We start from the raw sequence: 25,568 nt of genomic DNA, 5'->3' as shown, positions 1-25,568 counted from the left end.
GGTTTCCTGGTGCTCACCACTGCAGCCCCCACTGGGTGCCAAGGAAATGCAGCGCATCCGCGAACCGCTTGGAGGACGTATCCCAGGAGTGGCCCGTGTGCTCCACCTCGTGTGCCTGCACGGTGAAGCCGGCGGCCTCTGCCGCAGCCGCCAGCGTGTGGAGGTTCCCCACGAACTCGGGATCGTTCTGGCCTGCAGTAAGGTACATGCCGCTGGACTCAAACCGTTGGTGTTTCATGATCTCCAGTGGAGTCTGCTTGGTGAATTCATCTGGGTTTCCGGGAAATGCTGCGTCTATGGTCTTCTGCCGCTCCTTGGCAATGGCAGGTTCGGCCTCGCTGGAGAAGGCGAGCACGTCGGCGTAGACGTCGGGATGCCGGGTTCCCATCTGCACGGCGCACGTGCCGCCGAAGGAGAAGCCACCCACAGCCCAGTGGCTGTGGTTGGTATCCACCGCCAGGGTGGAACTGATCCACTGAGGTACATCCTGTGAGAGATAGGTGTCCGCGTTGGCAATGCGGCTGTCCATGCACATGGTGTTGGCGGACTGCGACCCGTTGGGATCCGGAATGACCACCACCGGGGACACTCCGCCGTGTGCCGCGGCAAAGGAATCCATGTGGCCGCGGATTGCGCCGCCGGTGAGCCAGTCCGCCGGCCCGCCCGGCTGTCCGGCCACCAGAACCAGTACCGGTAATGCGGGCCGGTTCGCCGCAAAGTAGGCCGGCGGAAGGTAGATGTAGGCCTCACGCGTGTTCATCCCGGACTGCGTTCCAGGGATCGCGGACTTCCGCAGGACGCCCCCGTCCGGCAGCTCCCCTTCCGGCTTCCACCCCTGGAGGGGTACGCCGTCGGACGCGCCCGGACGGCGCATAAGGTCCTGTTCAAGGGCCGGTATCCGGGCCAGGGCCGTACCCAGCAGATCGCTCACGGTCCTGTTGAGGCCAAAGTAAGCGTTGACTTGGATCGCCGAGAGCAGCACCACCAGCAGTGCGGCGAGGATCCCTCCCCCGCGTCCGCCCCAGCTGCTCCGGGGCAGCCGGAGAAGGCCCAGGAGAAGAGCCGCAACACCGGGCACAATCCACAGCAGGACGGGGTCCGGCAGGTCCTCGGGGAAGGTGGAGAAGATATTGATGAGCGCCCAGTGCACCGTACCCACCAGCGCAAAGGCGGCTGCCGCGGCGGTGAGTATGCGGACCGCCCACGCCCGGGCGCGGTGCCCCGGCGTCATGGAGGCGCGCCAGGGTGGCACCAGGAGATAGGCGGCGCCGCCCATTCCCAATACCAGGACGGTCCCATACAGTGGACCGTCCGTGAGCCGGATGTCTGAAAGCCAATCCACGTCGGCTAGCGCCAGGTCCCCACGCCTATCACCGGGCCTGCCTCAAGCCAGGATGAAAGACCCGTATATGCGTCGAACTTCATGGCAAGGTGCAGGTCCTGCCCCTCATACCGGAGCTCAACGATCACCACGTCCGGTTGGACCTTGACGGCTTCCGCCTCCGTGGGTTTCCGGCGGCCCAGCAGCTCCAGCGAACTGCGCTTGAACGTGTATTTGGGACGCACGCTCAAGGAGATGAGCCTGAACCATTCAAGGTCGTTGTCCTGATAACGACAAACCCCCATTTGCCAGCTGTTTCCAGCAACGCAAATGGAGGCGTCCACCGTGCCGAGGGCACGCCGCAGGTTGAAGCGGCGCACCCCCGAAAGGCACAGTGCAATGATCAGCAATCCGAAGGCGATTGCCAGTGCGATGAACGGAATACCCGGTGCGTCCATCAAGGTCGTGCTAGCGGATCCCAGCGGTAGCCGAGCCGCCCAGCTGGGCGTTGTCAGCAACGATAACCACGCGGTTGTTGTCGACCGAGAAGAACCCGCCGTCGACGTCTACCGCAATACGGTCCCCGGACACCGGCTGGATGGCCAGTTCACCCTCGGCCAGGATCGCCAGCAGGGGCGAGTGGCCGGGCAGGATTCCGATTTCACCATCGCTGGTGCGGGCCTTGACCATCTTGGCCGCTCCGGACCACACGAAGTGGTCCGCTGCGACAATCTCAACCTCAAGCTCAGCCATATTACTTGGTCTGTTCCTGGATCTTGGCCCACTGGCGCTCGACGTCGTCGAGGCCGCCGACGTTGAAGAACGCCTGCTCCGCGACGTGGTCCAGCTCGCCGTCGCAGATGGCCGAGAAGCCTTCAACGGTGTCCTTGATGGAAACCGTGGAGCCCTCAACGCCGGTGAACTGCTTGGCGGTGTAGGTGTTCTGCGAGAGGAACTGCTGGATGCGGCGTGCACGGGACACGACGATCTTGTCCTCTTCGGAGAGTTCATCGACACCGAGGATGGCGATGATGTCCTGGAGTTCCTTGTTCTTCTGCAGGATCTGCTTCACGCGGACTGCCGTGTTGTAGTGGTCCTTGCCGATGTACTGGGGATCCAGGATGCGGGAAGTGGACGTCAACGGGTCAACGGCCGGGTACAGACCACGGGAGGCGATTTCACGGGAAAGTTCCGTGGTCGCGTCGAGGTGTGCGAAGGTCGTGGCCGGAGCCGGGTCGGTGTAGTCATCTGCGGGGACGTAGATGGCCTGCATCGAGGTGATGGAGTGGCCCTTCGTGGAGGTGATGCGCTCCTGAAGGAGGCCCATCTCATCCGCCAGGTTGGGCTGGTAGCCCACGGCGGAAGGCATGCGGCCCAGCAGGGTCGATACCTCGGAGCCGGCCTGGGTGAAGCGGAAGATGTTGTCGATGAAGAGCAGCACGTCCTGGTTCTGCACATCGCGGAAATACTCCGCCATGGTCAGCGCGGACAGGGCCACACGCAGACGCGTTCCCGGCGGCTCATCCATCTGGCCGAATACAAGGGCAGTGTCCTTGAGGACCCCTGCCTCTTCCATTTCAACCCAGAGGTCGTTGCCCTCACGGGTACGCTCGCCAACACCGGCGAAGACCGAGGTACCGCCGAAGTTGCGGGCAACACGGGTGATCATTTCCTGGATCAGCACGGTCTTGCCCACGCCGGCGCCGCCGAAGAGGCCGATCTTTCCACCCTTGATGTACGGGGTGAGGAGGTCGATGACCTTGATGCCGGTTTCCAGCATCTCGGTGGAACCTTCGAGGGAGGCGAAGCTGGGGGCCTTGCGGTGGATCGGCCAGCGCTCGGTGATCTCCAGTTCCGACTCGGCAACGTCCAGGGGCTGGCCCAGCACGTTGAAGATGTGTCCCTTGACGCCGTCACCGACGGGAACGGAGATCGGGGCGCCGGTGTCCACCACGGACGTGCCGCGGACGAGTCCATCGGTGGCCTGGAGGGAGATGGCGCGGACGAGGTTGTCACCCAGGTGCTGGGAGGTCTCGAACGTGATGGTCTTGGTGACACCGTTGAGGGTGATCTCGGTGGTCAGTGCGTGGTAAATGGACGGGATTGCGTCAGCCGGGAATTCGACGTCGACAACCGGGCCGATTACGCGCGCAATACGGCCGGTTGCACCGGACGTTGCGGCTACGTGTTCGGTAGCAGTGGCAGTCATCTCTCTCACTTCATTCAGTAGATGGCGTGGGGTTAAGTGTATCTGTGGTGGTGCAGGTTCCGCGGGAACCGAGGTGGTGGAGGCTAGGACGCAAGAGCGTCGGCACCGGCAACAATCTCGGAGAGTTCCTGCGTAATTTCGGCCTGGCGGGCCGTGTTGCGCAGACGCGTGTACTTCTTGATCAGGTCCGTTGCGTTGTCGCCTGCGGACTTCATCGCCCGCTGGCGGGCGGCGAGCTCGGATGCTGCTGCCTGCAACATGGCTGCGAAGATACGGGATTCGATGTAGCGCGGCAGCAGGGCGTCAAGAACCCGCTCGGCTTCCGGCTCGAACTCGTACAGCGGCAGAAGGTCCGACTCGGATGCGGCCTGCTCTTCCACGACTTCAAGCGGGAGCAGGCGAATGACCGTCGGCTCCTGGGTGACCATGGACTTGAAGCGGGTGTACACAACGTGGATTTCCTCCACGCCGCCCTCTTCGAAGTCGGTTGCGAATTCCGACAGCAGCGCTTCGCCGATCTCACGTGCCGTCGCGAACTCGGGCGCGTCTGTACCACCGGTCCAGACCCGCGCGTACTCGCGGTTCCGGAAATCGAAGTACGCCTGGGCCTTGCGTCCGAGGACGTAGGTCTTGACTTCCTTGCCTTCTTCGTGAAGAAGCTCGATGAGACCTTCCGCCTGCTTCAGGACACTGGCCGAGTAGGAACCGGCCAGGCCGCGGTCCGAGGTGATTACCAGGACGGCGGCACGGCGGATCTGCTCCGGCTCAGTGGTCAGCGGGTGGTCGATCTCGCTCTGGCTGGCGACAGCAGAAACGGCGCGCGTAATCGCGTTCGCGTAAGGCAGTGAAGCTGCTACGCGCGCACGGGCCTTGCCGATGCGCGAGGTAGCGATCAGTTCCATCGCCTTGAAGATCTTGCGCATCGACGTGGTCGAGCTGATCTTCTGGCGGTAGACCCGGATCTGGGCTCCCATACTTATCCTTTCCTAGCGTTCCATGCACCGGGTGAACCGGACCCGCGGGCCCGGTTCACCCGGTCAGTGGAACTAGCGCTTCTGCCTGACGATTTTTTCCTGGTCAACCTGGGCCTCGTCGATGGGGGCGTGCTCCTCATGCCCGGCACCGACCAGCAGGTTGTCGCCCTCGCCGAAGAAGCCCTTCTTGAAGTCGACGATCGAGGACTTCAAGGCCGCAACGGTGTCGTCGTCCAGCACGTTGGTCTGGGCCAGCGTGGTCAGGATCGAGGACTTGTGGCGCAGGTGCTCCAGGAACTCGGACTCAAAGCGGCTGATGTCCTCGACCGGAACGTCGTCCAGGTAGCCGTTGGTGCCGGCCCAGATGGACACAACCTGGTCCTCGACCGGGAACGGCGAGTACTGGCCCTGCTTCAGCAGTTCCATCAGGCGGGCACCGCGGGTCAGCTGCTGGCGGGATGCGGCGTCGAGGTCGGATGCGAACATCGCGAACGCCTGCATGTCGCGGTACTGGGCCAGGTCCAGCTTCAACGTACCGGAGACCTTCTTCATGGACTTCACCTGAGCGGCACCACCAACGCGGGACACCGAGACACCCACGTCAACAGCGGGCCGCTGGTTGGCGTTGAAGAGGTCGGACTGCAGGAAGATCTGGCCGTCCGTGATGGAGATGACGTTGGTCGGGATGTAGGCGGACACGTCGTTCGCCTTGGTCTCGATCAACGGCAGGCCCGTCATGGAACCGGCACCGAGCTCGTCGGAGAGCTTGGCACAACGTTCCAGCAGGCGGGAGTGCAGGTAGAAGACGTCGCCCGGGTAGGCTTCGCGTCCCGGCGGGCGGCGCAGCAGCAACGACACGGCGCGGTAGGCTTCGGCCTGCTTGGACAGGTCATCGAACACGATCAGGACGTGCTTGCCGCCGTACATCCAGTGCTGGCCAATGGCCGAGCCGGCGTACGGTGCCAGGTACTTGAAGCCTGCGGGGTCGGAAGCGGGAGAAGCCACGATGGTGGTGTACTCCAGCGCGCCGTTGTCCTCGAGGGTCTGGCGGATGGCGGCGATGGTGGACGCCTTCTGCCCGATGGCGACGTAGATGCAGCGGACCTGCTTGGTCACATCGCCCGAAGCCCAGTTGGCCTTCTGGTTGATGATGGTGTCGATCGCAATGGCGGACTTGCCGGTCTGGCGGTCACCAATGATGAGCTGGCGCTGGCCGCGGCCGATCGGGATCATGGCGTCGATGGCCTTGAGCCCGGTCTGCATCGGCTCGTGCACCGACTTGCGCTGGGTCACGCCGGGAGCCTGAAGCTCCAGTGCGCGGGTGGTCTCAGCCTTGATCTCGCCGAGGTCGTCGATGGGTACGCCCAGCGGGTCAACAACGCGGCCGAGGAAGGCGTCGCCCACGGGCACGGACAGAACCTGCCCGGTGCGGTGGACTTCCTGGCCTTCTTCGATGCCGGTGAAGTCGCCGAGGATGATGACGCCGATTTCGCGGACGTCGAGGTTCTGGGCGAGGCCCAGGGTGCCGTCCTCAAAGCGCAGCAGCTCGTTCGCCATGACCGAGGGAAGACCCTCAACACGGGCGATGCCGTCACTAGCGGTGGTTACGCGGCCGACCTCTACGCGCTCTGCGTTCCCGGGTTCGTAGGACGCCGCGAACTCGTTCAGCGCATTACGGACGTCGTCGGCGTTGATGGTCAATTCGGCCATCTGCAGTCCCTGCTCTCCTGTTTTGTGATCACCTTGCGATGACCGGGGTTTCTATCAGTTAGGTTGTGCTTGTCCGGCTAGCCGGCCAGCTGGCGCTGCAGCTCGCCCAGCTTGGTGAGGACCGAAGCGTCAAGCACTTCGTCACCAACCTGGACGCGGATGCCGCCAATGAGTGCCGGGTCAACATTGAGGTTGACCTTCAGTTCCCGCCCGTACATGGCATTCAGGCCAGCCTGCAGGCGGGCAAGCTGCGTCTGCGTCAAAGGACGGGTCACGCTGACCGTTGCAATCCAGCGCTGCTGCCGCTTGGCCGCAAGCTCGGCGAACCGCTGCACCAGCCGGGTGGGCTTGATGCCGCGGGGCTGGGTTACAGCCTGGGCAATGAGGACTTTCGCTTCCTCACTGGCGCCGGGCACAAGCTTCTCCGCAAGTACAACCTTGGCTGCACCGCTGGCCTGTGGTTCGGACAGAGCACGTTGTACCTCGTGGCTGGAGGCAACAGCCTGGTTGAAGGAGAACAGGTCGTTCTCCAGCTCTTCCAGGCCAGTGATTCCGGAGGCAGAAACGGCCGACTTGTTTTCAGCAACGGAAATGACCACCGTTGCGGCAAGAGTCTCGAGTGCATCGCCGATATCACGGGCGTTTGCCCAGCGTGAGCTGGCCAGTCCGCCTGCAATGTCTGCAGCATCAGCGGAGACTTTCCCGCCAACCAGCTGCTTGACCAGCGCCGACTTTTCGTCACCGTTGCGGGACGGGTCAGTCAGGGCGCGGCGCAAGCCAGCCGAGCTGTCCACCATTCCCAGAATTCCGAAGAGTTCCTTTGCCAGCTGCAGCGACGCGGTGGGAAGCTTTGCTTCCAACTCTGCCAGCGCTGTTGCCAGCGATTCGCTCGATACGCCTGCCATTACTTAGCTGCACCTGCGTTCTGGGACTCCAGATCTGCCAGGAAGCGGTCCACAACCCGCGCTGCACGCTCATCATCGTTGAGCGATTCGCCCACGATGCGGCCTGCCAGGGTGGTGGCCAGGGTGCCTACCTCAGAGCGCAGGGACACAACGGCCGCCTGGCGCTCGGATTCGATCTGTGCGTGGGCCTGCGCGGTGATGCGGGCAGACTCTGCTGCCGCCTTCTCCTTGAGATCCGCGAGGATCTGGGCACCTTCGGCGCGGGCTTCCTCACGGATGCGGTTGGCTTCGGTGCGGGCGTCGGTCAGCTGCTGCTTGTACTCTTCGAGTGCAGCAGACGCCTCAGCCTGGGCCTTTTCAGCCTTGGCGATACCGCCTTCGATGGCCTCGGCACGCTCTGCGAAGGTCTTCTCGAACATCGGGACAACAAACTTGACCACGATGAAGAAGAGGATGGCAAAGCCCACGAAGACAACCAGCATTTCCCAGGCATTGGGAATAAGTGGGTTGACGTCGCCTTCAGCGGCGGCTGAGATGATCAGCTGATGCATATTTCACCCGTCCTTATCTACTCGGTTCTGAATGTTCGCTGAAGTTCTGAAGGTTTACTTGAGAACGAAAGCGAAGACCAGGCCCAGGATGGCGAGTGCTTCGGTCAGCGCCAGGCCAAGGAATGCGATCGGCTGCAGGACGCGCTGGGCTTCCGGCTGACGTGCAACGCCGTTGATGTAGGCAGCGAACACGAGACCCACACCGATACCACCGCCGATAGCCGAGAGGCCATAGCCGATGAGGTTGAGGGAGCCGTTGATGGAGCCTTCCATTTTTTTTCCTTTCAAGATGCCACTTTGTGTGGCAGGTTGTTTGGGTTGCTTCATCCCCGCGAGGGGAAGACTGTGGTGGGCCGGCGGAGCGTCGCTTCCGGCAGGGTGCCTAGTGGCTGTCGGCGTGGAGGGCGCCTTCGATGTAGATCGCGGTCAGCAGCGTGAAGACGTAGGCCTGCAGGACCATGATCAGGGCTTCGAGCATGTACATGGCGATGGCACCTGCCAGCACCAGGACGGACGTTCCCTTCAGCAGCACGTTCTCCTGCATGATGAGGTATTCGATGCCGGAACCGGCGATCATCACGATCAGGTGGCCGGCCAGCATGGTCGCGAACAGACGGAGGCTGTGCGTGACGGGCCGGACAACGAAGTTGGAGATGATTTCGATCGGGATGACGATCGGCAGGATGTACCACGGCACGCCCGAGGGGACGGTGGCCAGCTTGAAGTAGCGCAGGCCGTTCTTCTTCACGCCGATGGCGATCCAGGTGACATAGACCAGGCCGGCCAGCACGTACGCTCCACCCACGTGCGAGAACGTGGGGAGCTGGAACACCGGGATGGCGCCGTAGATGTTGTTGACCAGGATGAAGAAGAACAGGCTGAACAGCAGGGGGACGTACTTCATGAAGTCCCTGCCGCCGATGATGTCCTTGGCAATGCCGTTGCGGACAAAGCCGTAGGCGGCCTCTCCGGCGAACTGGAGCTTGCCGGGTACCAGCTGCTGCTTGCGTGCGGCGAGCACGAAGAAGACTGCGATAAAGACGACAGAGAGGAGGACCAGCAGCATCTGCTTGGAGAATCCTTCTGCGGCACCCCACGGCAGGATTGCCGGCAAATGCATTTCGTTAATACCAGGAGGAGTGAACTCTCCTGAATCTTGGGCCGGGAGCGCAAGCGCGATCAACGCGTTTCCTCTCTGCAGTGTCCATCATTGGGCGTTGGGCGGGGTCCGGCAGCCTGACAGCCTGCTGTTCCCCCTGTGAAATTATTTGGCACTATCTTTTCCGTCCTGGGACGGTGCGCTGGGAGCATGGCGCTCATCAGCAATTTTTCGGGAACTGGTGAGGCCGTGCATGTGGGAAAGGTAGAAACCTCCGACGGCTCCGAGCAGAGCGCCTGCGAGCACAATCCAGCGCGTTCCCCACAGATAATCCAGTCCCCACCCTATCAAACTCCAGACGATGATTCCGCCAATGATGTAGCTGAATACAGCCATTCCAGCGTTGTAGCCGCCATCGGTGGAGGCGTCGGAATCGGTTGCTGCGGAGCCGTTGGATCCGCGTTTGCCATGTGCGGCAGCCGCGGGCTTCTTCTGGTCACGCATGGGTTGCTCCCTTGTCATCTGGATCGTTGTAGATCTGGAGGCGGGCCCTGCTGAATCCGTGGATCTCAGCGGCCTGCCACAGGACGACCGCCACCACGGCGCCGATGATGAACCAGCGGCCGTGGAGCCATTCAGGGGCGCCGATGACGAACAGGACGACGGCGAAGCCAACTACCTTGATGAAATAGGTGGCTACGAACATCCCTATCGCGCCGGACGGGTTCCCGCGTCCCACGAAGTGGCCGATCAGCAGGCTGATGCCGAAGAACAGCATGACCAGCAGGCCACCGAGCACGCTGGAGACCGCGCCGCTTGCTCCGTTGAGGAGTCCGGCGGGAATGGCACACAGGGCGAGCCCTGCACCGGCGGCGATCGAGCTGCGCTTAAGCAGGTTCAGCCACAGCGAGCGGGTGGGACCGGAGGCGCCAACGTGTCCGTTGCCGGAGGCAGGTCCGGACTCGGCGTTGGAGGTCATTCGATCCCAATCGTCGGCACCACATGGCAAATGGCCAGGAGGCAGGGGGTGGAGTGGCAGCTTGGGCTGCCCCTAAATTCTACATGAGATAGAAATAATTCAGAACCGGCATTACGCCGCAGTTTCCCCGTTGCCGCGGGAAAGGTATGGCCATGCGGTCACCAGTCCCATCACCAGGGTGGCGAAGATGTCGACGGCGAGAACGACCTGCCAGGGGAAAACGGCAAAGGCCAGGCCGCCGAAGGACAGCACGGCGGTCCAGAGATACATCAGGATCACGGCGGTGCGGTGGGAGTAGCCGATGTCCAGCAGTTTGTGGTGCAGATGCCCGCGGTCGGCGGACCAGGGCGAACGCCCGCGGGCCGTGCGGCGGACCACTGCGAGGCCCAGGTCCAGCAGCGGAAGGAAGAGCACGGCGAAGGGAAGCAGGATGGGAATCACGGTGGAAATACCGTTGGCACGGTCATACAGGCCTGAGGAGATCTGTCCTGTGGACACGACGCCGGCCGAGGCCATGAGCAGCCCGATCAGCATGGCGCCGGAATCGCCCATGAAGATCTTCGACGGAAAGAAATTGTGTGGCAGGAACCCCAGGCACCCGCCTACCAGGACGGCCGTAATGAGGGTTGCCAGGTCCGAGTAGTCCAGCAGCACAGCGTTCCGGTGCACCCAGTAGGCGGTGAAGAAGAACGCCGTTCCGCCGATGATGGCCACGCCTGCAGCAAGGCCGTCCAGTCCGTCAATGAAGTTGAAGGCATTCATGGTGGTGACGATGAGTCCCGCCGTCAGCACCACGCGGAGTGTCCCGTCCTGGAGGTAGATGGGGTCGGGCACCCACGGGACGATGGTCATTTGGACACCCCAGATGGCCACGGTGAGTCCGGCGGCGCTTTGACCGATCAGCTTCACCCACCAACGGATGTCCAGCAGGTCGTCCGCCACGCCCACCAGGACGATCACCGCTGCACCGGCGAGGACCCCCCAGGGGGAGAAATTGTTCCGGTAGATGTCCTTGACGAAGAAGGACTGGCTGGCGAGGACCAGTGCCACCATGACACCGAGGAAGATCGCCACGCCGCCAAGCCTGGAAACGGGGGTGGAATGCATGTCACGGCTGCGGATGGGCAGGTGCAGTTCAAGCCGGTGCCCCACGATGCGGGCGCCCCACGTGGCAGCGTAGGACACAATGGCAGCCACCAGCCCCATGAGCATGTACATGATCATGGGACTGGAGCCGTTTCAGGATTGGTGGTGTCGAAGCCGCTCGGCTGCCCTGGCAGCCGGTCCGTGGTCGGTGGGCTCACTGGCCGGGAATCTGTTCTTCGATAAATGAAACTTCTCCGTCGCCGAGCGCGCAGCAGGCAGTGTTCGGTGCCGTACAGGGCTGTATTACAGTGGACTCTAGTCAAAGATACTAGTGCCACCGGCACCATGGCTCCGCGCCACACGGGCGCATATCAGGCGGGGAACTCCCTGGCGGCCATGCTGAAAGGACCTCCATGACCCCCCGCATTGCGGTTGCCGCCGTGACGTTCGACCGGCCCAAGGAACTGTCTGTGCTGCTGGATTCGATCAACGCGCAGAGCCTGCGCGTGGACACCATTTGCCTGGTGGACAGTGGCACCACGCCTGCACGGGAGGTGGCCGAAAAGCACCGCAATGTGGACTACGTCCGGTCCGAAGCCAACCTCGGTGGCGCGGGCGGATTTGCGCTGGCCGCCCTCAAGGCAGTCGCCAGCGGTGCCCGCTGGATTTGGATGATGGACGACGACGCCGAGCCGGCTGATCCCGAATGCCTCGCCACGCTGCTGCGCGGGGCCGAGGCGCGCGACCTGGAGGCTGTGGTTCCCCTTGTCACGGCGCCGGGCCATCCCGACCGGCTGTCCTTTTTCTTCCGCCTGGACGGCAAGGTGACGCACGACCGGGCAGAGGTGGAGAAGCTCGGTTTCCTTCCGGACGACGGCCACTTCTTCAACGGCGCGCTGATCCGCTCGGACGTGTTCTTCAAAGTGGGCTTGCCGGATATGCGGCTGTTCATCCGCGGCGACGAGGTCGATTTCACCATCCGGCTCCGCAAGGCCGGCATACGTTTTGGGACGGTCACCACCACGGCCATCACGCATCCGCACGCCTTCACGGAAACGCAGCATGTCTACGGCGCCCGCTGGCATGTCATCGTCCCCGACTCCGCCTTCAAGCGCTATTACTACTACCGGAACCGCGGTTACCTCATCCGCCGGTACTTCCGGGTGCGCTCTTTTGTGGCCGACGCCGGCGGGTACCTGGGCTACTTCCTGCAGCGCCGCGACCTGCCGGGCTTTGTGGCCTGGGCGCGCGCCTTTGGCACGGGTCTGCGGGGCAAGGGCTTTGGCCCCCTGGAGGACCAGAAGTTCTAGCCAGCGCGCCCCTCTCCCGGTTTCAGACCAGCCGCGGCCGGTTCAGGCCCTGGTCCGCAGCCGGCGCGCGGCCAGGAGCCACAGCAGCACCCACGGCTCGCCCAGGACCCGGTACGCCACGCGGCGGGGATGCAGGAGCAGGCGCCAGGCCCACTCCAGCCCCATCCTGCCAAGCCACCGCGGCGCCAGCTTCTGGACCCCGGCCAACTGCTCGATGGCGCCGCCCACGGCACAGTAGACGGCCGGGGGCATGTCGCGCAGCCGCCGCTGCAGCACGTCCTCCTGCAGCGGCATTCCCAGGCCAAGCAGGACCATCTGGGGCTGTTCACGGTGCAGCCATGCGACGGCGGCTTCCTCCAGGGCAGGACCCCAGCCTTCGCCGGGCAGGCCGGACACGCGGGCGCCCGGAACGATCGCCTTCAGCCGGCTGACAGCTCCGGCGTTCGCGTCCGGACCGGCCCCGATCACGGCGATCCGTTCCAGCCCCCGGACCTGGTTCAGGGCCGGCAGCCAGTCGGTGGAGCCCAGCCGGTAGTCCATGACCGGACCGTCGGCGTTGCCGGTCCTCCCCCAGAGCCACAGCACCGGCGCCCCGTCCAGGAGCACCACATCGCTTTCCTCGTAGAGGCGGCGGAACCCGGCGTCGGACAAGGCCAGCGTGACGCTGTGCAGGTTGTGGCCCAGGACGGTGCGCGTGGAACCTTCCGCCACGTAGCTGCTCAGTTCCGCAACGAGTTCAGGCACCCGCAGCGGAGTGGCATGGACGTCCAGGACGGGAATGCGCTGGCGCTCCAGCGTCATCAAGGCTGCGGGTCTCCGGCCGGCGTGGCGGGTTCCGCTGCTGTACCCGTGACCGCGGAGGAGCCGGACGCAGCAGGCGCGGACCCGGCGTCGTTCCCGTCCTCCCCTGCCGCGGGCTGCGCCGGTGCCGCTTCCTTCTCCGCCATAGGGATTTCACCCAGGCCCAGGACGCCCGGGACGTGCTCGCGCAACCGGTCCAGGCTCACTGCCCCGTTGCGCACCACGCGCAGGATGGGGCCGGTGGCATCCACGATGGTTGACGGCACGCCGGCTTCGCCTTCCAGTGGGCGCGGGCCGCCCTCCAGGTAAACCTCCACCGAGTCCGCCAGCTGTTCCCGCGCCGCTGCGGCAGTCTGCGCAGGGGCCTGGCCGGTGCGGTTGGCAGAGGAAACGGCCAGCGGGCCCGTCAGGGTCAGCAGTTCCAGGGCGACCTCGTCGGCGGGCATCCGGAGCGCCACCGTTCCCTTGGTTTCGCCCAGGTCCCAGTCAAGGGACGGCTGGGCGTGCAGGATCAGGGTCAGGCCGCCGGGCCAGAAGGCTTCTGCCAGCTTGCGGGCTTCGGCCGAAACCTCGGTGGCCAGGCCGTCCAGGGCGTTGATGCGGGGAATCAGGACAGGCGGGGGCATGGTGCGGCTGCGCCCCTTGGACACCAGCAGCATAGTGACGGCCTGCGGCGAGAACGCGTCTGCGCCGATGCCGTAGACGGTGTCCGTGGGCAGCACGACGCACTTCTTTTCGCTGATGGCGCGCTGGGCATGTTCCAGGCCGCGTGCCCGTTCGTCGTCAATGGTGCAGTCATAAGTAGTGGTCACTGGCCCATTCTTTCATTCCGTATGGCCTGGTCCGCGAGCACGGCACTTGTGGCGCGCTCCTTGCCGTTGAGGTCCAGGTGCGTCGTGATGGCTGTCCAGGATCCGGTCCTGGCAAGCATGGCGGCTATCCAGCCGGACTGGACTTCCGCGTGTTCCATGACGAAGTAGCCGCCGGGACGCAGCAGCCGGGCAGCGGAGGCGGCCGCCGCCGTCGGAAGTTCCATGCCGTCGGCTCCCCCGCCGTACAACGCCTCGGGCGGGTCGTGCAGGGCCACTTCCGGTTCGTTGGGGATGGCCTCGGCGGGGATGTAGGGCGGGTTGGAAACCACGACGTCGACTGTCCCGTTGAGTTCCGGAAAGGCGTCGCGCAGGTCCCCCAGGACCAGGTTGACGCCCAACGGTGCCAGGTTTTTGGCCGCCCAGGCGTGCGCAAACGCGCTGAATTCGACGGCGTGGACCTCGGCGCCCGGTACCTCGTTCGCAATGGATCCGGCAATGGCGCCGGAACCGGTCCCCAGGTCCACGATCCGGGGCCATTGCATGTCCTTGACGTGGTCGATGGCCAGCTGGACGACGGATTCGGTCTCCGGCCTCGGGATGAACACCCCGGGCCCCACGGCCAGTTCAAGGTAGCGGAAGTGGGCGACGCCGGTGATGTGCTGCAGCGGAGTCCTGCCGGCGCGTTCGGCCACGAGGGCTTCGTAGCCTTCCGGTGCCGGCGCATCGCCGAGCATCATGGCGCGAAGCCGGCCGAGCCCTACGTTCAGCAGGTGGTCCGCAAGCAGCTCCGCGTCCACGCGCGGGCTGGGAACGCCGGCGTCCCGCAGGATGGCGGTGGCCTCGCTGACGGCATCAGCGAGCGACTGGCCTGGCCCGAATGTCATGTCCTGTATTTCGTGTCCTGATGGTGCGCCGGGCGGACTAGTCGCCGATGGCGTCCAGCCGCGCCTGCTCGTCCATCTCGATGGCGGACTGGATGACCGGCTCCAGGTCCCCGTTCATGACCTGGTCAAGGTTGTAGGCCTTGTAGCCGGTGCGGTGGTCCGCGATCCGGTTTTCCGGGTAGTTGTAGGTGCGGATGCGCTCCGAACGGTCCATGGTGCGGATCTGCGACTTCCGCTGGGCCGAGTTCTCGGCGTCGATCTGCTCCTGCTGGTGCGCCAGGATGCGTGCCCGCAGGACGCGCATGCCGGCCTCGCGGTTCTGCAGCTGTGATTTTTCGTTCTGCATGGCCACCACAATGCCGGTGGGAAGGTGCGTGATGCGGACGGCGGAGTCGGTGGTGTTGACGGACTGCCCGCCGGGGCCCGAGGAACGGTAGACGTCGATCTTGAGGTCGTTGGGGCTGATCTCGAGTTCTTCGGGCTCGTCAACCTCGGGCAGGACCAGCACGCCGGCAGCGGAGGTGTGGATGCGGCCCTGGGATTCGGTGACGGGCACGCGCTGAACGCGGTGCACGCCACCTTCGAACTTCAGCCGTGCGTACACGCCCTCGGCGGGGTCGTTGGAGTTGCCCTTGACCGCCACCTGGACGTCCTTGTACCCGCCGAGGTCCGATTCGGTGGCGGAGATGATTTCGGTCTTCCAGCCGCGCGACTCGGCGTACCGGGTGTACATGCGCAGCAGGTCGCCGGCGAACAGCGCGGCCTCGTCGCCGCCTTCACCGCCCTTAACCTCAAGGATCACGTTGCGGGCATCGTCAGGATCCCGGGGAATCAGCAGGCGGCGCAGCTTGGCCGCGGCAGTCTCCATCGCGGCTTCGAGTTCAGGCACCTCGGCGGCGAACTCGGGGTCCTCGGACGCCATCTCCTTGGCGGCGGCAAGGTCATCACGGATGCCTTCCCACTTGTGGTAGGCCTCGACAATGCCATTGAGCTGAGCCGACCGCCGCCCCAGTTTCCGGGCAAGCCGCTGGTCAGCATAGACAGCAGGATTCCCCAGCTGCGCCTGGATGGCATCATGCTCATCAAGCAGGCCCTGTACGGACTCAAACATTTAAAACCTCTTTCGACTTGTACAAGTCTAGTTTCGCCGGGTGGCTGGTAGGACACGCCAAAGGGCGGGGCCCGCAGATTATGCGACGGCCCCGCCCCTGACTCAGCTACTTGTCGTTATCCGACTTCGCACCAAGCGTCGTCTTCTGGACCTGCATGAGGAACTCGACGTTGCTCTGGGTTTCCCGGATCTTGTTGGTGAGCAGTTCAAGGCTCTGCTGGGTCTCGAGTCCGGAGAGGACGCGGCGCAGCTTCCACATGATCTTGACTTCCTCGGGGGAAAGCAGGTTTTCCTCGCGGCGGGTGCCGGACGCGTTGACGTCCACGGCGGGGAAGATGCGCTTGTCGGCCAGCTGGCGGGACAGGCGGAGCTCCATGTTGCCGGTGCCCTTGAACTCTTCGAAGATGACCTCGTCCATCTTGGATCCGGTCTCCACGAGGGCGGTGGCCAGGATGGTCAGCGAGCCGCCGTTTTCGATGTTGCGGGCGGCACCGAAGAAGCGCTTGGGCGGGTAGAGGGCTGCGGAGTCCACACCACCGGACAGGATGCGGCCGGAGGCCGGTGCTGCCAGGTTGTAGGCGCGGCCCAGGCGGGTCATGGAGTCCAGGAGGACCACCACGTCCATGCCCATCTCCACGAGGCGCTTGGCGCGTTCGATGGAGAGTTCGGCCACGGTGGTGTGGTCGTCGGCGGGACGGTCGAAGGTGGAGGCGATGACCTCACCCTTGACGGTGCGCTGCATGTCCGTGACTTCTTCGGGACGTTCGTCCACCAGCACCATCATGAGGTGGACCTCAGGGTTGTTGGTGGTGATGGCGTTGGCGATGGACTGCAGGATGAGCGTCTTGCCGGCCTTGGGCGGCGAAACAATCAGGCCGCGCTGGCCCTTGCCGATCGGGGCCACCAGGTCAATGACGCGGGGGCCGATCTTCTTGGGGTCCGTCTCGAGGCGCAGGCGCTCGGAGGGGTACAGCGGGACGAGCTTGGCGAATTCGACGCGGTCCTTGAGTTCCTCAGGCGTCTTGCCATTGACGGAAGTGACGCGGACAAGGGCGTTGAACTTCTGGCGGGCGGACTGCTGGCTGCGGTCCTCGCCGTCACGCGGTGCACGGATGGCGCCGACCACGGCGTCGCCCTTGCGCAGGTTGTACTTCTTGACCTGGGCGAGGGAGACGTAGACGTCGTTCGGGCCCGGCAGGTAGCCGGAGGTGCGGATAAACGCGTAGTTCTCCAGGACGTCCAGGATGCCGGCGACGGGCAGCAGCACGTCGTCTTCGGTGATTTCGACGTCGTCCACGTCCGGGCCCTGGTTGCGGCCACGGCGGCGGTCGTTGCGGTCGCGGAAGCGGTCGTTGCGGGAGTTGTCCCGGTCCTGGCCACCGGAGCGGTCGTTGCGGTCGTTCCGGTCGCGGCGGTTACGGCGGTTGCGGCGGCTTCCGCCGTCGCTGTCATCGTTGTCGCGGTTGTCCCGGGCACCTTCACGCTGGGCACCTTCACGCTGGCCGGCGTCGCGGCTGCCGCTGTTGTCACGGCCGCCGTCCGAGTCGCGGGAGGTGTTGTCACGGCCGCGGGTGCGGCCGCCTTCACGGCGTTCGGTGCGCTGGCCGGCGTCGCCTGCTTCGGTTGCGGGGGCTTCGGTGCGCTGCTCGGTTGAACGCTGCTCCGTTGAACGCTGCTCGGTTGAACGCTGTTCCGTGGCGGGCTGTTCTGCCGGGGTCTCGGCCGGGGCTTCCTGGACGGCGGCAGCGGCTTCGCTGCGGCGGCGGTTGCGGGTGCGCGGCTGGCGGCGCTCAGGGGCGCCTTCAGTGGCCTCCGCAGTTTCCGCAGGGGCGGCCGACGGCGCCTCGACGGTGGCGCCGGCAGGTGCGGCGGGGGTTTCCACAAGGGGAGCTTCGGTTGCCGGGGAAACCACGCCGTCACTGACGGCGCGGCGGCTGCGGCCGCGTCCACGGGCACGGGTGCCTTCCGCGGCGGGAGCTTCGGCGGCCGGGGCCTCCGGAGCGGAAGCCGGTGCAGCTGCGGCCGGGGCCACGGCGGATTCCGTAGCCTTTGCCGCAGCCTTTGCGGGGGCCTTGGCAGTGAGTGTTCCGGCACGGTGGGCGGAAATGGCCGAGACCAGGTCCCCCTTGCGCATGCGGGATCCACCCGAGATACCGAGCTGGCTGGCGAGAGCCTGCAGCTGGGCGAGCTTCAGGCCGGCAAGGCCGCTGCTCTTGGCGGTTGCGGCCGGTGATTCGGCAGCAGAAGTTGAGTGTTCCACAGCTGGCGACAGCTCAGTGGTTTCGGTCACGAAGGATCCTTCCCCCTCGACGGCGTCCAGACTGGGAGCTGGGCGCGATGATTTGATCTGGGCTGCAGTTCAGATCTGCAGCCGGGATTTCGGCCTTGCCGGTTGGATTTCGGCCAGCAGGGCCGGATACTGATTCACCTTGCACTGCGCCCATGGCGCAGCGCCGGACTGACGGTTCAGGGGCAGTTGAATGCTGCAGATTCCTGCGACAGACCAAGCAGGCGGCACCGGAATACATTCACAGTCGTAGATCAAATAGCAACTGAATGCAGGAGCAGATCAGATAGGCGGAATTACCGCCGGTGCAGTTCAACCTTAGCACCTTCAACGTCCACTGCGAGCTTCAGGACGCGCCAGCCGATGTCCGGCGTGTTCTCCGCCGTGTAGGCCTTGATGAAGGCGAGGGCCTTGCCTGCCTGGTCTTCACCGTTTGCCAGCACCAGGACGGTGGGCCCGGCACCGGAAACCACGGCCGCGTAGCCCGCTTTGCGGAGTGCGCCGATCAACGCGGCACTGGGCCGCATGGCGTCCGCGCGGTAGCTCTGGTGCAGGTAGTCCTCGGTGCCCGGCAGCAGGAATTCGGGGTTCTGCGTCAGCGCGTGGATCAGCAGCGCCGCCCGGCCGGAGTTCATGGCGGCAGCGTGGTGTCCCACAGATGCCGGCAACAGGGCGCGGGCTGCCTCGGTGGAGAGTTCGTAGTCAGGTACCGCCACGATGGGGATGACGGACGTGGCCACCGTGGCACTGGTGCTGCTGTACTGCTCACTGTCCTGCCATGACAGCGCCAGGCCGCCGAAGATGGCGGGTGCCACGTTGTCCGGATGGCCCTCCAGTTCACTGGTGAGCTGGAGGATCCAATCCTTTCCGCGCTGGTCCCCGGCCGGCACCATGGCATTTGCAGCCGAAACTGCGGCCACCACCGCTGACGCGGATGAGCCCAGCCCCCGGCCGTGCGGGTTGACGTTGTCCGCAACCACCCGCAGTCCGCCGTGCCGGTAGCCCAGCCGCTCGAAGGCCGCGTCCATGGCGCGGACCACCAGGTGGCTGGCATCCCGCGGCAAAGTGTCCGCGCCCTCGCCGCGGAGCTCAAACACGAGTTCATCCGTGTCGAGGCTTTCCACGGTGAGGGTGTCATGCAGGGCCAGAGCGAGCCCCAGGCTGTCGTAGCCCGGACCGAGGTTGGCGCTGGTGGCGGGCACCCGGACGCTGACGCGCTGCCCGGGCTCGATCAGGTGCAGTCCGACAGTGGCCTGCGAGGTGGTGTCCAAGGCTATTTTTCTTCCAGTCCCAGCTCAGCGGCGACAGTAACCACGTCATTCGGTACCTTGACGGGCTGGACTTCGCTGCCGTCTTCCGTGCGCAGGGCCCACTGGGGGTCCTTCAGGCCGTGCCCGGTGACGGTGATGACGATGGTCTTGCCGCTGGGAACCTCGCCGGCGGCGTGCTTCTTGAGCAGGCCCGCCACGCCGGCAGCGGAGCCGGGCTCCACGAACACGCCTTCCCTGGCCGACAGCCAGCGGTGGGCGGTCAGGATTTCCTCGTCGGTGACGGCATCGATGAGTCCACCGGATTCGTCACGTGCCCCTACGGCCCCGTCCCAGGAAGCGGGGTTTCCGATGCGGATGGCCGTGGCGATGGTGTCCGGCTCGGTGATCGGGTGGCCCGCCACGAACGGTGCTGCCCCGGCTGCCTGGAAGCCCCACATGGCGGGCGTCCTGGTGGCGACGGCGGGCAGGGTGCCGGCCGTGTCGGATTCGAAGGGGGCTGAATACTCCTTGTAGCCCTTCCAGTATGCCGTGATGTTGCCGGCATTGCCCACGGGCAGGACGTGGATGTCCGGTGCGTCGCCCAGGGCATCGACCACTTCGAAGGCGCCGGTCTTCTGGCCCTGGATGCGGGCAGGGTTGACGGAGTTGACCAGGAAGACGGGGTACGACTCCCCCAGCTTGCGGGCGATGTCCAGGCAGTTGTCGAAGTTGCCATCCACCTGCAGGAGGGTGGCGCCATGGGCGATCGCCTGGCTCAGCTTGCCCATGGAGATCTTGCCCTCGGGCACCAGGACGGCGCACTTCAGGCCGGCGGCGGTTGCGTAGGCAGCGGCTGAAGCGGACGTGTTGCCGGTGGACGCACACACAACGGCCTTCGCACCGGAGGCTACCGCCGCGGTCATGGCCATGGTCATGCCCCGGTCCTTGAAGGACCCGGTGGGGTTCATCCCCTCCACTTTCAGGTAGACCTCGGAACCGGTGAGTTCTGAGAGCTTCTGCGCGTGGACCAGCGGGGTGCCGCCCTCCCCCAGGGTGATCACCCGGGTGGACTCCGTCACGGGCAGACGGTCAGCGTATTCGCGGATGACGCCGCGCCATTGGTGAGCCACTTAGACTCCTTCTACCCGCAGAACGGATGTAACTGAATTGATGACGTCCAGGCCCTTTACGGCCTGGACGGTGGCTGCAAGGGCAGCCTCTGATGCGCGGTGGGTGACAATCCGCAGTTCGGCCGACTCCACGTTGGATTCCGCATCCCGGTGGATGGTCTGCCGCATGATTTCGATGGAGACGCCGTGCTCGGCGAACAGCTGGGCGATCCGGGCAAGCACACCGGGCTGGTCTGCAACATCCAGGCCGATGTAGTAGCTGGTGGTGGCCGCTTCGATGGGCAGCGCCGGGACGTGGCCGGTGGTGGTTTCCGTGCGCTGGGGTCCGCCCAGGACCAGCCGGCGGGCGGCCGACACGAGATCGCCCATAACGGCAGACGCCGTGGGGGTTCCCCCGGCGCCCTGGCCGTAGAACATCAGCTCGCCGGCGTTTTCCGCTTCGATGAACACGGCGTTGAAGGCACCGCGGACCGCGGCCAGCGGATGTTCGCGCGGCAGGAGGGTGGGGTGGACACGGACGGACACGCCTTCCTCACCATTGGCGTCGGTCAGCTTCTCCGCGATGGCCAGCAGCTTGATCACGAAGCCGGCGTCCTTCGCCGCGGCGATGTCGGCAGCGCTGACGTTGGTGATTCCCTCGCAGTGGACGTTCTCCAGGGCGAAGCGGGTGTGGAAGGAGAGCGAGGCCAGGATGGCGGCCTTGGCGGCGGCGTCGTGGCCTTCGACGTCGGCCGTGGGGTCGGCTTCCGCGTAGCCAAGGCGCTGGGCCTCGGCGAGGGCGTCCGCGAACTGGGCACCGGTGGAATCCATCTGGTCAAGGATGAAGTTGGTGGTGCCGTTGACGATGCCCAGCACCCGGGTGATCCGGTCGCCCGAGAGGCTGTCGCGGATGGGGCGGAGGATGGGAATGGCACCGGCCACGGCAGCTTCGTAGGAGAGCTGGACGTGGGCCTTGTCAGCCTCTTCGTAGAGGGTGGGGCCGTCCTGGGCCAGGAGCGCCTTGTTGCCCGTCACGACGCACGCGCCGTTGCGCAGGGCGGAGAGGATCAGGGTGCGGGCCGGTTCGATGCCGCCCATCAGTTCGATGACCAGGTCGGCGTCCTTGACCAGGGTGTCGGCGTCGGTGGTGAAGAGCTCCTGCGGCAGGTCAACGTCGCGCGGGGCGTTGACGTTGCGCACGGCGATGCCGCTGAGCTGCAGGCGGGCACCTGTCCGGGCGGCAAGGGCATCGGCGTCCTCAAGGAGGATCCGCGCAACCTGGGCCCCAACGTTGCCACAGCCCAGCAGGGCTACTTTCAGCGTTCGCATTTCCGTCATTCAGGCTCCCATGTCGCGGTTCAGCAGGTCTTCTTCGGTTTCCCCGCGGACAATCAGCCGGGAAGATCCGTCGCGCACCGCGACAACGCCCGGCCGGGCCAGATAGTTGTAGTTGCTCGAGAGGGCCCAGCAGTAGGCGCCGGTTCCCGGTACAGCAAGCAGATCACCGGCTGCCACGTCCTCGGGCAGATATACATCTCTAACAACTATGTCGCCGCTCTCGCAATGTTTGCCCACCACGCGGGACAGCTGCGGCGCCGCGCCGGACGTCCGCGAGGCCAGAACGGCCGAATAATCCGCGTCGTACAGCACTGGCCGGGCGTTATCGCTCATGCCACCGTCAACCGAAACATACCGGCGGGGATACGTAACGTTGTTGCCCGCGTCACCGTCCGCGGAAGCCGCAGGGGCATCCACGCGGACCGTCTTCACGGTGCCCACCTCGTAAAGGGTGAACGTGGTGCTGCCCACGATGGCGCGCCCGGGCTCGATGGAGATGCGGGGCGCGTCAATGCCCAGCTCGGCGCAGGTGGAACGCACGACGGCGGCCATCGCCGTGGCGATTTCAGCGGCGGGGCGCGGGGTGTCCACCGGGGTGTAGGCAATCCCGTATCCGCCCCCGAGGTCCAGTTCCGGCAGGGTGATGGAGTATTTTTCCTGCATGGCGGCCAGGAAGCGAAGGAGCTTCTCGGCGGCCAGCGCGAAACCGTCCGGTTCGAAGATCTGCGACCCAATGTGGCAGTGCAGGCCCAGCAGTTCGATGCCGGGATGGGCTGTGGCCGCCGCCACTGCTTCCTCGGCGGCCGAGATCCCGGCCTCGTCAGTGGTGTCGGCTGCCATGGAGAGGCCGAACTTCTGGTCCTCGTGGGCAGTGGCGATGAACTCGTGGGTGTGGGCGTGCACGCCGGGAGTCAGCCGAAGCATGACCTTGGCCTGTTCACCGCGGGCCTCGGCGATGGTGCCCACCCTGTGGAGTTCGGCCAGGCTGTCCACCACGATCCGGCCCAGTCCCATGTCCAGGGCCCGGTGGATTTCGCCGTCGGACTTGTTGTTGCCGTGCAGCGCGACGTCCGCGCCGGGAATTCCGGCCCGGTGGGCCACGGCGAGTTCGCCGCCCGAGGCGGTGTCCAGGCGCAGCCCTTCCTCTTCCACCCAGCGGACCACCGCGGTGCAGAGGAACGACTTTCCGGCGTAGTAGACGTCCACTCCCCCGCAAATATCGGCAAAGGCATCGTTAAAGGCGTCGCTGAATGCCCTGGCCCGGGCACGGAAGTCGTTCTCGCTCATCACGAAAAGCGGGGTGCCGTACTGCCGCTGAAGCTCGCTGACGGGGATGCCGTCAATGCTGAGTTCGCCGTCCCCGTTGCGTGCCACGTCGCGGGCCCACATCGGTTCGTGGAGGGCATTGAGGTCGTCCGGAACCGTGAGCCACTCCGGGGCAAGCGGAGAAGCCTGGGCTGCTGTGTGCGTCACCGGGTCACATCCGTTCCGGCGCCGAAACGCCCAGCAGGTCGAGTCCGTTCGCCAGCACCTGGCTGGTGGCGTCGTTGAGCCACAGACGGGTGCGGTTGAGGTCGGTCACGGGTTCGTCGCCCATGGGGGCAATGCGGCAGGCGTCGTACCAGCGGTGGTAGGCCCCGGCGATGGCCTCAAGGTGCCGTGCCACGCGGTGCGGTTCGCGCAGCTCTGCTGCCTTGGCCACGATGGACGGGTAGCTGCCCAGGTAGGACAGCAGCTCGTTTTCCGTGGCGTGGTCCAGCAGCGAGGCGTCGAACGCGGAACGGTCCACGCCCGCAGCCACGGCATTGCGTGCGGCGCCGCGCGAGCGGGCATGGGCGTACTGCACGTAGAACACCGGGTTCTCGTTGCTGTGCTTCTTCAACAGGTCCGGGTCAAGGGTCAGCGGTGAATCGGCGGGGAACCGGGCCAGCGAGTAGCGGACGGCGTCCTTGCCCAGCCACTCGATCAGGTCCTTGAGTTCGATGATGTTGCCGGCGCGCTTGGACAGCTTGGCACCGTTGACGGACACCAGCTGGCCGATCAGGACCTCGATGTTGACCTCGGGGTCGTCACCGGCAGCGGCGGCAATGGCCTTGAGCCGGTTGATGTAGCCGTGGTGGTCGGCGCCCAGGAGGTAGATCTTCTCGGTGAAGCCGCGGTCCTTTTTGGACAGGTAGTAGGCGGCGTCAGCGGCAAAGTAGGTGGGCTCGCCGTTCGCCCGGACCATCACGCGGTCCTTGTCGTCGCCAAAGTCCGTGGTCCGCAGCCAGACCGCCCCGCCGTCGTCGAACACGTGGCCCTGTTCGCGAAGGCGGGCCACGGCACTTTCAATGGCGCCGGCGTCGTGCAGTTCCTGTTCGGAGAAGAAGACGTCGAACTCGACGCCGAAGTCCGCCAGGGTGGCCTTGATGTCCTTCATCTGCGCTTCATAGGCGGCGGCGCGGATGACCGGCAGGGCCGCCACTTCAGTGAGCTCGCGGATGTCCGGGTGGGCAGTGAGCACTTCGTGGCCCAGGTCCGCGATGTACTGTCCCGGGTAGCCGCCGTCCGGCACGGGAAGGCCGTGCAGCCGGTTGTAGACGGAGGTGGCGAAGGTGTTCATCTGCGAGCCGGCGTCATTGATGTAGTACTCGGCCGTGACGTCGGCCCCGGACGCCCGCAGCACGCGGGCGATGGAATCGCCCAGAGCGGCCCAGCGGGTGTGCCCGATGTGCAGCGGCCCGGTGGGGTTTGCGGACACGAACTCCATGTTGACGGTGTGCCCGGCGAGCGCCGTGTTGGTGCCGTAGTCCCCGCCGGCCTCGACAATGACCTTTGCCAGGGCGCCGGCGGCCGCGGCGTCCACCGTGATGTTCAGGAAGCCAGGGCCGGCGATGTCGACGGCGGAGACGCCGTCGATGGTCTTCAACCGGCTGCTGAGGAGGGTGGCGAATTCGCGCGGGTTGGTACCCGCCTGCTTGGCGAGTTGGAGGGCAATGTTGGTGGCCCAGTCGCCGTGGTCCCGGTTCTTGGGCCGCTCCACGCGCACCTCAGCCGGAATGGCTGACGCCGCAAGGTCAATATCACCGGCGGCGACGGCGTCTTTGAGGCAGGCGGATATGGCGAGGGAAAGTTCTTCGGGAGTCACCCCTCTAGACTACCGGGGGCCAGTGACAGCAAAGAATTTGGCGGCCTGGGCCGCCCTTCCGGCTCCATGGACGGGTGGGCCCGGCTCCGCGGTGAACCATTCCGGCCCATCCGGCGTTGACTAGACCGTAACCACTGCCGCACGGGATTGCGCAAAGACGGCATTGCGCAAAGAGACCGGTACAGCCCCAACAGTGAAACGAGAGCCTTCATGAGACCCTCCACCCCTCAAAGCCCCGCCATATCCAGCGCCGCGCTCCGCAAGGGTATCTTCGCCAGCCTTGCAGGCCTGTCCCTCGCAGGAACCGTGGCCGGCTGTGCACCATCCACGGCGGACAGCACCCCGGGCGCTGCGGGAAGCCCGTCCACTCCTTCTGCGGGTTCTTCCGCCCTGGCCGGCAGCGGCGGCAATTACAGAGACGGCACCTACAGCGCGGACGGGAACTACGTGTCACCCAACGGCACGGAAACGGTGGGCGTTCAGCTGACGCTCGCGGCGGGAAAGGTCACGGACGTGCAGATCACCCAGCACCCGTCCAATCCGAACACCCGCAAGTTCCAGGGCCAGTTCGCCGGTGGCATCGCTGCCCAGGTGGTGGGCAGGAACATCGATGAACTGAACGTTTCCAAGGTTGCAGGCTCCTCCCTGACCAGCGGAGGCTTCAACCAGGCCGTGGACAAGATCAAGGCGGAGGCGCAGTAGGCG

General features: G+C 65.3%; 25 protein-coding genes. 2 read left to right on the top strand and 23 right to left on the bottom strand.

What is annotated here, in order from left to right; genetic code table 11:
• Positions 1–13 precede the first annotated feature (13 nt).
• The 13 genes from AC6JAM_RS16525 to AC6JAM_RS16465 form a co-directional block, all read right to left on the bottom strand.
• Positions 14–1,342 (bottom strand): alpha/beta hydrolase, encoded by a 1,329-nt coding sequence (locus tag AC6JAM_RS16525; RefSeq protein ID WP_497935272.1) that lies wholly within the window; start codon positions 1,340–1,342, stop codon positions 14–16.
• 5 nt (positions 1,343–1,347) lie between these two features.
• Positions 1,348–1,779, bottom strand: coding sequence for a DUF2550 domain-containing protein (locus AC6JAM_RS16520; protein WP_018768399.1), 432 nt, complete (start codon positions 1,777–1,779; stop codon positions 1,348–1,350).
• 10 nt (positions 1,780–1,789) lie between these two features.
• Positions 1,790–2,074: a F0F1 ATP synthase subunit epsilon gene (locus AC6JAM_RS16515; protein ID WP_018760117.1), complete on the bottom strand. Its 285-nt coding sequence runs from the start codon at positions 2,072–2,074 to the stop codon at positions 1,790–1,792.
• A gap of 1 nt (position 2,075) precedes the next feature.
• On the bottom strand, positions 2,076–3,530 hold the full coding sequence (gene atpD / locus AC6JAM_RS16510; RefSeq protein WP_018768401.1) for a F0F1 ATP synthase subunit beta: 1,455 nt from the start codon (positions 3,528–3,530) through the stop codon (positions 2,076–2,078).
• Positions 3,531–3,613: 83 nt separating this feature from the next.
• Positions 3,614–4,504, bottom strand: a complete 891-nt coding sequence (locus AC6JAM_RS16505; RefSeq protein WP_018768402.1) for a F0F1 ATP synthase subunit gamma — start codon at positions 4,502–4,504, stop codon at positions 3,614–3,616.
• Between the two features lie 72 nt (positions 4,505–4,576).
• Positions 4,577–6,214: a F0F1 ATP synthase subunit alpha gene (gene atpA / locus AC6JAM_RS16500; RefSeq protein WP_018768403.1), complete on the bottom strand. Its 1,638-nt coding sequence runs from the start codon at positions 6,212–6,214 to the stop codon at positions 4,577–4,579.
• A 77-nt stretch (positions 6,215–6,291) separates the two neighbouring features.
• Positions 6,292–7,119 carry a F0F1 ATP synthase subunit delta gene (locus tag AC6JAM_RS16495; RefSeq protein ID WP_018768404.1) on the bottom strand — a complete coding sequence of 276 codons (828 nt, stop codon included), beginning with the start codon at positions 7,117–7,119 and terminating at the stop codon, positions 6,292–6,294.
• Positions 7,119–7,670, bottom strand: coding sequence for a F0F1 ATP synthase subunit B (locus tag AC6JAM_RS16490; RefSeq protein WP_018768405.1), 552 nt, complete (start codon positions 7,668–7,670; stop codon positions 7,119–7,121). Before AC6JAM_RS16490 ends, AC6JAM_RS16495 begins: the two co-directional genes overlap by 1 nt.
• Before the next feature lie 54 nt (positions 7,671–7,724).
• Positions 7,725–7,943 (bottom strand): ATP synthase F0 subunit C, encoded by a 219-nt coding sequence (gene atpE / locus AC6JAM_RS16485; protein WP_003804776.1) that lies wholly within the window; start codon positions 7,941–7,943, stop codon positions 7,725–7,727.
• Positions 7,944–8,052: 109 nt separating this feature from the next.
• Positions 8,053–8,853 (bottom strand): F0F1 ATP synthase subunit A, encoded by an 801-nt coding sequence (gene atpB / locus AC6JAM_RS16480; RefSeq protein WP_026265641.1) that lies wholly within the window; start codon positions 8,851–8,853, stop codon positions 8,053–8,055.
• An 81-nt stretch (positions 8,854–8,934) separates the two neighbouring features.
• Positions 8,935–9,273 (bottom strand): AtpZ/AtpI family protein, encoded by a 339-nt coding sequence (locus AC6JAM_RS16475; protein ID WP_018768407.1) that lies wholly within the window; start codon positions 9,271–9,273, stop codon positions 8,935–8,937.
• Positions 9,266–9,748: a Cg1360 family ATP-synthase-associated protein gene (locus tag AC6JAM_RS16470; protein ID WP_018768408.1), complete on the bottom strand. Its 483-nt coding sequence runs from the start codon at positions 9,746–9,748 to the stop codon at positions 9,266–9,268. The genes AC6JAM_RS16475 and AC6JAM_RS16470 overlap by 8 nt, the downstream gene beginning before the upstream one ends.
• A gap of 111 nt (positions 9,749–9,859) precedes the next feature.
• Positions 9,860–10,972 (bottom strand): MraY family glycosyltransferase, encoded by a 1,113-nt coding sequence (locus tag AC6JAM_RS16465; RefSeq protein WP_018768409.1) that lies wholly within the window; start codon positions 10,970–10,972, stop codon positions 9,860–9,862.
• A 275-nt stretch (positions 10,973–11,247) separates the two neighbouring features.
• On the opposite strand from AC6JAM_RS16465, the gene AC6JAM_RS16460 reads away from it, so the two are divergent.
• Complete coding sequence (locus tag AC6JAM_RS16460) at positions 11,248–12,144, top strand: glycosyltransferase (RefSeq protein ID WP_497935271.1); 897 nt, start codon at positions 11,248–11,250, stop codon at positions 12,142–12,144.
• Between the two features lie 42 nt (positions 12,145–12,186).
• Here the strand turns inward: AC6JAM_RS16460 and AC6JAM_RS16455 are convergent, their stop codons facing one another.
• The 10 genes from AC6JAM_RS16455 to argS form a co-directional block, all read right to left on the bottom strand.
• A complete protein-coding gene (locus tag AC6JAM_RS16455) occupies positions 12,187–12,945 on the bottom strand; it encodes a WecB/TagA/CpsF family glycosyltransferase (protein ID WP_018768411.1) in 759 nt (252 codons plus the stop codon).
• Positions 12,945–13,757 (bottom strand): L-threonylcarbamoyladenylate synthase, encoded by an 813-nt coding sequence (locus tag AC6JAM_RS16450; RefSeq protein WP_018768412.1) that lies wholly within the window; start codon positions 13,755–13,757, stop codon positions 12,945–12,947. The genes AC6JAM_RS16455 and AC6JAM_RS16450 overlap by 1 nt, the downstream gene beginning before the upstream one ends.
• A complete protein-coding gene (gene prmC, locus AC6JAM_RS16445; protein ID WP_018768413.1) occupies positions 13,754–14,641 on the bottom strand; it encodes a peptide chain release factor N(5)-glutamine methyltransferase in 888 nt (295 codons plus the stop codon). Before prmC ends, AC6JAM_RS16450 begins: the two co-directional genes overlap by 4 nt.
• Positions 14,642–14,678: 37 nt before the next feature.
• Positions 14,679–15,752, bottom strand: a complete 1,074-nt coding sequence (prfA, locus tag AC6JAM_RS16440; RefSeq protein ID WP_497935270.1) for a peptide chain release factor 1 — start codon at positions 15,750–15,752, stop codon at positions 14,679–14,681.
• Between the two features lie 106 nt (positions 15,753–15,858).
• Positions 15,859–18,042: a transcription termination factor Rho gene (gene rho, locus AC6JAM_RS16435; RefSeq protein WP_018768415.1), complete on the bottom strand. Its 2,184-nt coding sequence runs from the start codon at positions 18,040–18,042 to the stop codon at positions 15,859–15,861.
• A 293-nt stretch (positions 18,043–18,335) separates the two neighbouring features.
• A complete protein-coding gene (gene thrB / locus AC6JAM_RS16430; RefSeq protein WP_018768416.1) occupies positions 18,336–19,310 on the bottom strand; it encodes a homoserine kinase in 975 nt (324 codons plus the stop codon).
• A gap of 2 nt (positions 19,311–19,312) precedes the next feature.
• Positions 19,313–20,419, bottom strand: coding sequence for a threonine synthase (thrC, locus tag AC6JAM_RS16425; protein WP_497935269.1), 1,107 nt, complete (start codon positions 20,417–20,419; stop codon positions 19,313–19,315).
• On the bottom strand, positions 20,420–21,736 hold the full coding sequence (locus AC6JAM_RS16420) for a homoserine dehydrogenase (RefSeq protein ID WP_018768418.1): 1,317 nt from the start codon (positions 21,734–21,736) through the stop codon (positions 20,420–20,422). It lies immediately after the preceding gene.
• Positions 21,737–23,209 (bottom strand): diaminopimelate decarboxylase, encoded by a 1,473-nt coding sequence (gene lysA, locus AC6JAM_RS16415; protein WP_018768419.1) that lies wholly within the window; start codon positions 23,207–23,209, stop codon positions 21,737–21,739.
• 4 nt (positions 23,210–23,213) lie between these two features.
• On the bottom strand, positions 23,214–24,863 hold the full coding sequence (gene argS / locus AC6JAM_RS16410; RefSeq protein ID WP_018768420.1) for an arginine--tRNA ligase: 1,650 nt from the start codon (positions 24,861–24,863) through the stop codon (positions 23,214–23,216).
• Positions 24,864–25,073: 210 nt separating this feature from the next.
• Between argS and AC6JAM_RS16405 the strand changes: the two genes are divergently transcribed.
• Positions 25,074–25,565, top strand: coding sequence for an FMN-binding protein (locus AC6JAM_RS16405; RefSeq protein ID WP_166673024.1), 492 nt, complete (start codon positions 25,074–25,076; stop codon positions 25,563–25,565).
• The last annotated feature ends 3 nt before the right edge of the window (positions 25,566–25,568 follow it).

It is taken from the genome of Arthrobacter sp. GmRoot5-12, assembly GCF_059739365.1.
Note: the sequence above shows the minus strand (reverse complement) of the source record. Positions and strands in the feature narration are given on the sequence as shown.